General features: G+C 62.3%; 8 protein-coding genes and 1 pseudogene. 4 read left to right on the forward strand and 5 right to left on the reverse strand.

Annotated features, from left to right (window positions below):
- Positions 1–31: 31 nt before the first annotated feature.
- From mscL to NOV72_RS29655, 3 genes are all read left to right on the forward strand, one after another.
- Positions 32–475, forward strand: a complete 444-nt coding sequence (gene mscL, locus NOV72_RS29645) for a large conductance mechanosensitive channel protein MscL (RefSeq protein WP_106858080.1) — start codon at positions 32–34, stop codon at positions 473–475.
- A gap of 319 nt (positions 476–794) precedes the next feature.
- Positions 795–1,286, forward strand: coding sequence for a hypothetical protein (locus NOV72_RS29650; protein WP_035498834.1), 492 nt, complete (start codon positions 795–797; stop codon positions 1,284–1,286).
- 270 nt (positions 1,287–1,556) lie between these two features.
- Entirely contained in the window at positions 1,557–1,766 is a 210-nt protein-coding gene (locus NOV72_RS29655) for a dodecin (protein WP_106858092.1), read from the forward strand.
- A gap of 74 nt (positions 1,767–1,840) precedes the next feature.
- Here NOV72_RS29655 and NOV72_RS29660 read toward each other — a convergent pair whose 3' ends face one another.
- The 4 genes from NOV72_RS29660 to NOV72_RS29675 all read right to left on the reverse strand — a co-directional run bounded on the left by NOV72_RS29660 (position 1,841) and on the right by NOV72_RS29675 (position 6,666).
- On the reverse strand, positions 1,841–2,926 hold the full coding sequence (locus NOV72_RS29660) for a BMP family ABC transporter substrate-binding protein (protein ID WP_106858081.1): 1,086 nt from the start codon (positions 2,924–2,926) through the stop codon (positions 1,841–1,843).
- A 108-nt stretch (positions 2,927–3,034) separates the two neighbouring features.
- Complete coding sequence (locus tag NOV72_RS29665) at positions 3,035–3,964, reverse strand: ABC transporter permease (RefSeq protein ID WP_106858082.1); 930 nt, start codon at positions 3,962–3,964, stop codon at positions 3,035–3,037.
- A 14-nt stretch (positions 3,965–3,978) separates the two neighbouring features.
- Positions 3,979–5,085, reverse strand: coding sequence for an ABC transporter permease (locus tag NOV72_RS29670; protein ID WP_106858083.1), 1,107 nt, complete (start codon positions 5,083–5,085; stop codon positions 3,979–3,981).
- 6 nt (positions 5,086–5,091) lie between these two features.
- Positions 5,092–6,666, reverse strand: a complete 1,575-nt coding sequence (locus NOV72_RS29675) for an ABC transporter ATP-binding protein (RefSeq protein ID WP_106858084.1) — start codon at positions 6,664–6,666, stop codon at positions 5,092–5,094.
- Between the two features lie 272 nt (positions 6,667–6,938).
- Here NOV72_RS29675 and NOV72_RS29680 point away from each other — a divergent pair, with 272 nt between their 5' ends.
- The gene (locus tag NOV72_RS29680; RefSeq protein WP_008349998.1) at positions 6,939–7,871 is read left to right on the forward strand and encodes a LysR substrate-binding domain-containing protein; all 933 of its coding nucleotides are present in this window, start codon (positions 6,939–6,941) and stop codon (positions 7,869–7,871) included.
- A 706-nt stretch (positions 7,872–8,577) separates the two neighbouring features.
- Here the strand turns inward: NOV72_RS29680 and NOV72_RS32920 are convergent.
- A pseudogene (locus NOV72_RS32920) lies at positions 8,578–8,703 on the reverse strand (IS30 family transposase); the annotation flags it as partial.

An 8,703-nucleotide genomic window follows, 5' to 3' on the forward strand; every position in this document is an offset into this window, starting at 1 on the left:
ACCGTCTGACTCAAACTGGAGGAAGCCGCGCATGAGCATGATCGAAGAATTCAAGAACTTCGCCCTCAAAGGCAACGTCATGGACCTCGCGGTCGGTGTCATCATCGGCGGCGCTTTTTCGACGATCGTAAATTCCGTCGTGAAGGATCTGATCATGCCGGTGGTCGGCCTCGCCACCGGCGGCCTCGACTTTTCCAATCTCTTCGTCAAACTCGGACCGATACCGCCAACTTTCAAAGGCAATCCCGATTCGTACAAGGACTTGCAGACCGCGGGCGTCGCCGTGTTCGGCTACGGCTCGTTCATCACGACGCTGATCAACTTCATCATCCTCGCGTTCATCATTTTTCTGATGGTCAAGTTCATCAACAATCTGCGCAAGCCCGCCGAATCCGCACCGCCGCCCGCGACGCCGGAAGACGTGCTCCTGCTGCGCGAAATTCGCGACGAACTCAAAAACGCGCCGCGCGTCTAGCCGGCAAATCGTTCGAAATAGATGGAACCCGCGCGACCCGCTCAGGTCTTCCCGGATAGCCACCCCGCTCGCTTGGTGCGTCCACCCGCTTTTTTCTTTACGAAAGCTGTTCGCGCGGGTAGCAGCAGGACTATTATTGGGATAGATGCTCAGAGGGATGCCAAGCGGGCCGCCAAACGGTCATCGGCACGAATCATGCGCCAGTAGCGTGCACCGGCGGCTCGCCGGTCACGAGGATGATGGCCCGATTCACCGTGACCTAATCACATCGATGCGCTATAAAAGATCGACGTGCGGCACGCAAGACGGGAGTGGCCGCATGAGGACGCTGCGTTTCTTGCAATTCTTTTTCAGGCGAGTTTTTATGTCCTTCCCGAAAAAGCGTAAGCGCGTGAAGGCCGATGGCGACGAGTCTTTTCTCGCCGTGCTGCGGCACTTCAAGCCATTTGGTCAACTCGACACGAAGATCGCGCGAGCGCGCGCCCAGGATGAACCGGTGCTCTACGCGCATGTTCTGCCGGGACTCGATGTCCTGTTGTGCAGCGTGCGGGGCGCACAGCCGCCGTACCCGGCCATCGACGAGTTGCACCGGCGCTGTGTCGAATCGATCACCAATGCGCTCGAGCAGCCGCTCGACGGACTGGAGAACGGCGGCTACTGGTACGAGGCGAACGGCTTCGGCTTCCTCGTGTTCGCGAGCCGTGCCCGGACGCAGATCCTGAGCGAATTCGGCGCCACTGTTTCGGCGCGCAGGCGTCGCGGCACGCGCCGTCAGGACGCGGGCGATGCCGCCTCGCGCCCGCTGCGTTGATCTCATCTCCGACCTTCCCCGTTTATTTTTGATGCGCGCGGGCCTCGTGATCGAGGCCCGGCGTGTCGTCGTCCGCGTGTCGGCGCGCTTCGCGCAAACCCCGACTACTCCCGCACGCATTCCTGTCCTTTAATGGAAGCCACGCGCGAAAGCGTGATGGCGCGTGCCTTGCTGCATCGGTTTGCAAGCTCTTGCGACACGTCCAGTCGCTCGACGCCGATCTAACATGCCCCGCAGGAAATGCCTTCGGGGGATTACAAGGAGAACACCATGTCGGAACACGTCTACAAGCAGATCGAACTGACCGGCTCGTCGCCGAAATCGAGCGATGACGCCATGCGCGTCGCGCTGGAGAAGGCGTCGAAAACGCTGCGCAACATGCACTGGTTCGAAGTGGTGGAAACGCGCGGACACATCGAGGACGGGAAGATCCTGCATTGGCAGGTGACGATCAAAGTCGGACTGCGCATCGAGGATTGATGCGGTTTCCGAGATCATGAAAAAACGCGCCTCGCTGCGAAGCGAGGCGCGTTTCGTATTGCGCGGCAGGCTGATTATTTCGGCAACGATCCGTCGACACCTTCGACGTACCAGTTGATGCGCTGCAGTTCCGGATCGGACAGCGTCTTGCCGGCCGGCACCTTCTCCGCGCCAGACTGATCCTTGATCGGGCCGCTGAACACATCCCACTTGCCCGTGTGCAGTTCGTCGCGTTTCGCGGCGACCGCCTGCGCCGCCTTCGCGGGAATCACGCCGGTGTTCAGGTCTTCGAGATCCACGGCCTTCTGCGGGATGCCGAGCCACACGGGATCGTTCTTCCACTTGCCGTCGAGCACCTTCTGGATGACGTCGTTGTAATAGACGCCCCAGTGCGCGACCACCGAACCCAGATGCGCGTTCGGACCGAACTTCTTCATGTTCGAATCCCAGCCGAATGCGTAGACGTGCTTCTCGTTCGCCGTGTTTAGCGTCGCGTTCGAGTCGGTGTTCTGCAGCAGCACGTCGGCGCCCTGGCCGATCAGCGTTTCGGCGGCCTGCTTTTCCTTGCCCGGATCGAACCAGCTATTGATCCAGATGACCTTCGTGTGGACCTTCGGATTCACGGAGCGCGCGCCCATCGTGTAGGCGTTGATGTTGCGCACCACTTCCGGAATCGGCACCGACGCCACGAAACCGAGCGTGTTCGTCTTCGTCACGTAACCCGCCGCGACGCCCGCGAGATACGCGCCCTGATACATGCGCACGTCGTACGTGCCGAAGTTCTTGGCCTTCTTGAAGCCCGTGGCCGTCAGGAAGATGGTGTCCGGGAAATCCTTCGCGACCTTCAGCGCGAAATCCTGATAGCCGAAGCTCGTCGCGAAGATGACCTTGTTGCCCTTGTTCGCGAGATCGCGGAACACGCGTTCCGAATCCGCCGACTCCGGCACGTTCTCCACGCGCGTGATCTTGATCTTGCTGCCGTACTTCGCTTCGGCTTCCTTGCTGCCCGCGTCGTGCGCGAAGGTCCAGCCGGCATCGCCCGGATTGCCGAGATAGACGAACGCGACGCCCGGCGCATCCGCCGCCCGCGCGCTCAGTGCCGCGACGGTGGCGGACAGCGCGACCGTCGCGGTGATCGCCTTCAGCCATGGTTTATTCATTGTGATTCTCCTGGTCGATGTTGTGTGTGACACGGTATTGCCGGCCCGCATCAGTGTGGTCGGTCAAAAATGAGAGCGAAACCGCGATGCTGCGCGAGAACAACAGCATCAGCTCGCCGCGAAAAACGGCTTGCCGAGCGATGCCGGCGCGTTGAGCTTGATCGTGTTCGGGTTGCGCGAGATGAGCACGAGGACGACGATCGTCGCGATATACGGCAGCATCGCGAGAAATTGCGTCGGCACGGGCACGCCGATCGCCTGCGCGTAGAACTGCAGCGCCATCACCGCGCCGAACAGCAGCGCGCCGATCAGAAGGCGCCCCGGCCGCCACGTCGCGAACACGACGAGCGCAAGCGCGATCCAGCCGCGCCCCGAAGTCAGTTGCTCCTGCCAGACGTGCAGATAGACGATCGAGTAATAGCCGCCCGCGATGCCGGCCATCGCGCCGCCGAAGAGCGTCGCGCCATAGCGCACGCCGACGACCGGAAAGCCCACCGCATGCGCGACCGCGGGCGATTCGCCGACCGAGCGCAGCACGAGCCCCGCGCGCGTCTTGTAGAGAAACCAGCCGATCACGCCGAACATGATGAACGCGAGATAGCCGAGCGGCGTAAGCGAGAAGACCGCGGGACCGAGCACCGGAATGTTCGCGAGGCCGGGAATCGGCATCACGTCGATGGTCGAGCGCACCGCCGCCGACGTGTACGGCTTGCCGACATACGCCGAAAAGCCGATGCCGAAAATGGTCAGCGACAAACCTGTCGCGACCTGATTGGCGAGCATCGTGATGGTGAGAAAGCCGAAGAGCAGCGCCATCGCGAGCCCCGCGAACACGGAAGCGACGATGCCGAGCCACGGACTGCCGGTGATCGCGGTGACGGCGTAGCCGGTGACGGCGCCCATCAGCATCATGCCTTCGACGCCGAGATTCAGGACGCCGGATTTTTCCGCGACGAGTTCGCCCGCGCCCGCGTACATCAGCGGGATGGCGGCGATCACGGCGCTCGACGCGAGGTTGCTGGCCTGATTGATGTCCATTTCTTATTGCCTCGTCATGCGGCGTGATGCGCAGGCGTCCTGCGCTTGATGCGGAAATTCACGAACAGGTCGCAGCCGAGCAGGCAGAAAAGCAGCAGGCCCTGGAACACGCCCGCGAGCGCTTGCGGCAGTTGTAGCGAGGTCTGCACGGCTTCGCCGCCGAGATACAGCAGCGCCATCAGCAGGCTCGCGAGCACGATGCCCACCGGATGCAGACGTCCCACGAACACGACGATGATCGCCGTGAAGCCGTAGCCCGGCGACCAGCCCGCCTGAAGCTGGCCGATCGGACCGGCCACTTCGCCCATGCCGGCGAGGCCCGCGAGGCCGCCGGACAAGAGCAGCGACGTCCAGATCGTCTTCTTGTCGGAGAAGCCGGCATAGCGCGCGGCGAGCGGCGCGAGACCGCCGACGTTCATCCGGAAGCCCGCGAAGCTCTTGCGCATGAAGAGCCACACGCAGGGAATCGCGATCGCCGTCAGAAACACCGATGCGTTGATGCGCGTGCCCTTGAGCCACGTCCAGTGCCAGTCGCCGTAGAGGCGCGGGAACAGCGCGTCGTCGCCGAACATCGCCGAGATCGGGAAGTTCATGCCTTCCGGATCGCGCCACGGACCGCTCACGAGATAGATGAGCAACTGCGTGGCGACGTAGGTGAGCATCAGGCTCGTCAGGATTTCATTGGTGTTGAAGCGGCTCTTGAGCAGCGCGGGAATCGCGGCCCACAGCATGCCGCCGACCACGCCACCGAGCATCATCAGCGGCAGCGTCCACCAGCCGGAGGCATCGCCGGCATGAATCGCAATGCCGCCCGCGACAATGCCGCCGAGCAGCATCTGCCCTTCCGCGCCGATGTTCCACACGTTCGCGCGATAGCCGACCGCGAGCCCGAGTCCGATCAGGCATAGCGGCGACGCCTTCAGCACCAGTTCCGACCAGCCGTTGATGCTCGAAAGCGGCTCGATGAAGAACGCGTGCATCGCGCGCAGCGGGTCCTGGCCGACGAGACTGAAAATCAGAAAGCCGATAACGAGCGTCGCGACGGCGGCGACCACCGGCACCGCGAGCTGCATGACGCGCGAGGGCGTCGGGCGCGCTTCGAGTCGATAGGGGAAGATCATCGTGCGTTAGTGCTTCAAGAGAGAGTCGGGTTCGGCGGCGGGCGCGGGCTTGCCTTCGAAAAGACCGGCCATGAAGAGGCCGACTTCCTCCGCGTTGGTTTCGCTCGTCTTGCGCACCGGCGAGAGCTTGCCGCGCGCGATCACGGCGAGCCGGTCGCAGATGTCGAAGAGTTCTTCCAGCTCTTCCGAAATGACGAGAATGGCGACGCCGCGCGCCGACAGATCGAGCAACTGCTGGCGGATGAAGCCCGCCGCGCCGACATCGACGCCCCAGGTCGGCTGCGCGACCACCAGCACTTTCGGCTCCTGAAGAATCTCGCGCCCGACGATGAACTTCTGCAGGTTGCCGCCCGACAGGCTTTGCGCGAGCGCGCCGCTGCCGCCGCAGCGCACGTCGAACGACTTGATGCAGCGCTCCGCGAACGATTTCACGGTGCCCGCCTTGATCCAGCCGCCGCGCACCATGTTTTCGCGATGCGCGGTGAGCAAGGCGTTATCGGCGAGGGACATCGCCGGAACCGCGCCGCGCCCGAGCCTTTCTTCGGGGACGAACGCGAAGCCGAGCCGGCGCCGTCCGCCGGCGCTCAAACGCGCGGCCGGCTTGCCGCAGATCGAGACGGCGCCGGGCGCGACGTGCCGGTCGCGAATTTCGCCCGAGAGCGCCGCGAGCAGTTCGGCCTGCCCGTTCCCCGACACGCCCGCGATGCCGAAAATCTCGCCCGCGTGCACGGAGAACGACACATTGTCGAGCGACGTGCCGAACGGATCGGGACTCGCCACCGACAGGTTCTGCACCGCGAGCCGCACGTCGCCCGGATTGTGCTCGCGGCGCGTGTAGTCGGGCAGCGAATGACCGACCATCAGTTGCGCGAGCGACGCCTGCGTCTCCTTGTGCGGATCGACGTTGCCGGTCACGCGCCCGCCTCGCATCACCGTGGCGTTCTCGCAGAGCGACTGGATTTCGTCGAGCTTGTGGCTGATATAGAGAATGCTGCAGCCCTCGGACGCGAGACGCCGCAGCACCTTGAAGAGCTTCTGGACGGCCTGCGGCGTGAGCACCGAAGTCGGCTCGTCCATGATGAGCAGACGCGGGTTCTGCAGCAGGCAGCGCACGATTTCCACGCGTTGCCGCTCGCCCACGGTGAGGCTGTGCACGTGCCGCTGCGGATCGACGTCGAGGCCGTAATCCTTCGACACGTCGCGGATGCGCTTGCCGAGCGCTTTCATGTCGAATTTTTCGTCGAGCGCGAGCGCGATGTTCTCGGCAACCGTCAGCGTCTCGAACAGCGAGAAGTGCTGGAACACCATGCCGATGCCGAGCTTGCGCGCGGCGGCCGGGCTGCCGATCTCGACCGCTTCGCCCTGCCAGCGAATTTCGCCTTCATCCGGACGCACCGCGCCGTAGATGATCTTCATCAGCGTGGATTTGCCCGCGCCGTTCTCGCCGAGCACGGCGTGAATCTCACCCGGCATGACGACGAGATGCACGCCGTCGTTCGCCTTGACGGACGGATACTGCTTGCTGATACCCGACAACGCCAGGCGCGGTGGCGTCATCGACGTGGAAATGGCGTCGCCCATTGAGATCCAGAAATGCGTCCGGCCACCGAGCAGGCCGGACTGGAAAAGTTACCGCTCACGAGCGCGCGACGGGGTCGTGTCGCGCGAACTCATATCGCGGGCAGAATTTACAGAATTCGGAACGCTAAGTCGATCACTCAAAATTATGTGTTGCATGCCGCTAAAAGCCAGTCCCTGCGGGTAACTCACACCTTGACGAATTTTTCACGTCATATTAAAAATGATATGTTGTAACCCCGCATCGATCAGCCAGAACATATAGTGGAGATAACATGAGTCAGCAACGCGAGGCGATCGATACGTATCTGTTGCGCGTCTTGCATACCCTTCTGATGGAACGCAGCGTGACGCGTGCGGCCGTCAAGCTCAATCAGTCGCAACCCGCCATCAGCGCTGCGTTGCGCCGGCTGCGCGACATTACCGGCGATCCGCTGCTGGTGCGCGGAAAGTCCGGCATGGTGCCGACCGAATACGGTCTGCGCCTGCTCGAGCCCACGCAGAACGCGCTGCGCGAAATCGAGCGCATCAAGGTCCAGCAGCACAATTTCGATCCTTCGACGTCGGTGCGGTGCTATCGCATCGGCTGTCCCGACTATCTGAACGTGCTGTTCGTGCCGACTGTCGTCGAACGATTCCGGCAGGCCGCGCCCAACGCGACGCTCGAGTTCCATTCGCTCGGCCCGGCGTTCGATTACGAACTCGCGCTCGAGGATGGCAAGCTCGATATCGTCGTCGGCAACTGGCCCGAGCCGCCCGAGCAGTTGCATCTTTCCAACTTGTTTGTCGACAAGATCGTGTGTCTTGTCAGCAATACGCATCCGTTCGCGAAGCGCGGGGGGCTGACGCTCGATCAGTACCTGAACGCGCCGCATCTTGCGCCGACGCCCTATTCCGTCGGCCAGCGCGGTGCGATCGACGTGCATCTTGCGCGCGAGCGATTGAAGCGTCATGTCGTCGTGACGTTGCCGTACTTCAATCTCGCGCCTTACGTGTTGATCAAGTCGGATCTCGTCTTTACCACGACGCGGCTCTTTGCCGATCACTACGCGCGGTTCCTGCCGCTCGCGGTCGTGCCCGCGCCGCTCGATTTTCCGCCGATGCAGTATTACCAGTTGTGGCATGAGCGGTGTCATTACTCGGATGAGGTCCGCTGGTTGCGGGGGCTCGTCGCGGAGGCGACGCGGTCGTTGATCGATCAGCCTTGATGTTGCTTTTTTGCTTCTTCGTTCGTTCGCTTGTTTGTTCGCTCGTTCGGGTGTTCGTGAAACCTGTGTTCGTGTCGGTCTATTAGCACTGCCCCTGTGCGGGGCGGCACCTACTTTCTTTGCTGCTGCAAAGAAAGTAGGCAAAGAAAGCAGCTTTCCCATCCAAAGTGCCTCACACCGGCCGCGGCACAGGCGATTGGCTGAATGGCCCCCAGAGTAGCGAGTGCCCTCACAAAACTCACGCGACTTGGATCGCGCACGGTCTGACTCATCGCACCGCTTGTCTCTCTGGTTCAGCACCAGATAGCTCCAGCCCGCTTCGCGGCCGATGGGTCAATCGGGGCTGCATGTGCTTCTTTCTCGATGGTTTCCTTCGCATACCCAACGGCAGCGCGTAGCGCTGTGCCGGTGCTCTTTCGTGCTGGGCCAGTGCCCTAAAACATGTGGTGCGGCAGACCGTGCGCGAGCCAAGCCCGGTTCTGCTTGTGAGGGCACTCACTACTGCCGGGCCATTCAGCCAATCGCCTGTGCCGCGGCCGGCATGAAGCACTTTGGATGGGAGAAGCTGCTTTCTTTGGTTACTTTCTTTGCAGCAGCAAAGAAAGTGACTGCCGCCCCGCACAGGGGCAACGCCAATAGACCGACGCGAAAGCAAGTTTCACTCACACAAAGAGCCCTCGCGCCGAACGCGATAAAAGCGGCGGATTCAACCGGTCAACGCAACCCCCAACGTCTCGGCCAATTTCTCCGCTGGGGTCATAAAGCCCAAGGTCTGCCGCGGCCTTTCATTGAGTCGCTTGGCAATTGCGTTCAATTCAGCCTGTGAGTAATG

Source organism: Caballeronia novacaledonica (assembly GCF_900258035.1).
Lineage (GTDB): Bacteria > Pseudomonadota > Gammaproteobacteria > Burkholderiales > Burkholderiaceae > Caballeronia > Caballeronia novacaledonica.

Coding starts and splice junctions, on each gene's coding strand:
- mscL (WP_106858080.1), top strand. CDS start 32: ATGAGCATGATCGAAGAATTCAAGAACTTCGCCCTCAAAGGCAACGTC.
- NOV72_RS29650 (WP_035498834.1), top strand. CDS start 795: ATGAGGACGCTGCGTTTCTTGCAATTCTTTTTCAGGCGAGTTTTTATG.
- NOV72_RS29655 (WP_106858092.1), top strand. CDS start 1,557: ATGTCGGAACACGTCTACAAGCAGATCGAACTGACCGGCTCGTCGCCG.
- NOV72_RS29660 (WP_106858081.1), bottom strand. CDS start 2,926: ATGAATAAACCATGGCTGAAGGCGATCACCGCGACGGTCGCGCTGTCC.
- NOV72_RS29665 (WP_106858082.1), bottom strand. CDS start 3,964: ATGGACATCAATCAGGCCAGCAACCTCGCGTCGAGCGCCGTGATCGCC.
- NOV72_RS29670 (WP_106858083.1), bottom strand. CDS start 5,085: ATGATCTTCCCCTATCGACTCGAAGCGCGCCCGACGCCCTCGCGCGTC.
- NOV72_RS29675 (WP_106858084.1), bottom strand. CDS start 6,666: ATGGGCGACGCCATTTCCACGTCGATGACGCCACCGCGCCTGGCGTTG.
- NOV72_RS29680 (WP_008349998.1), top strand. CDS start 6,939: ATGAGTCAGCAACGCGAGGCGATCGATACGTATCTGTTGCGCGTCTTG.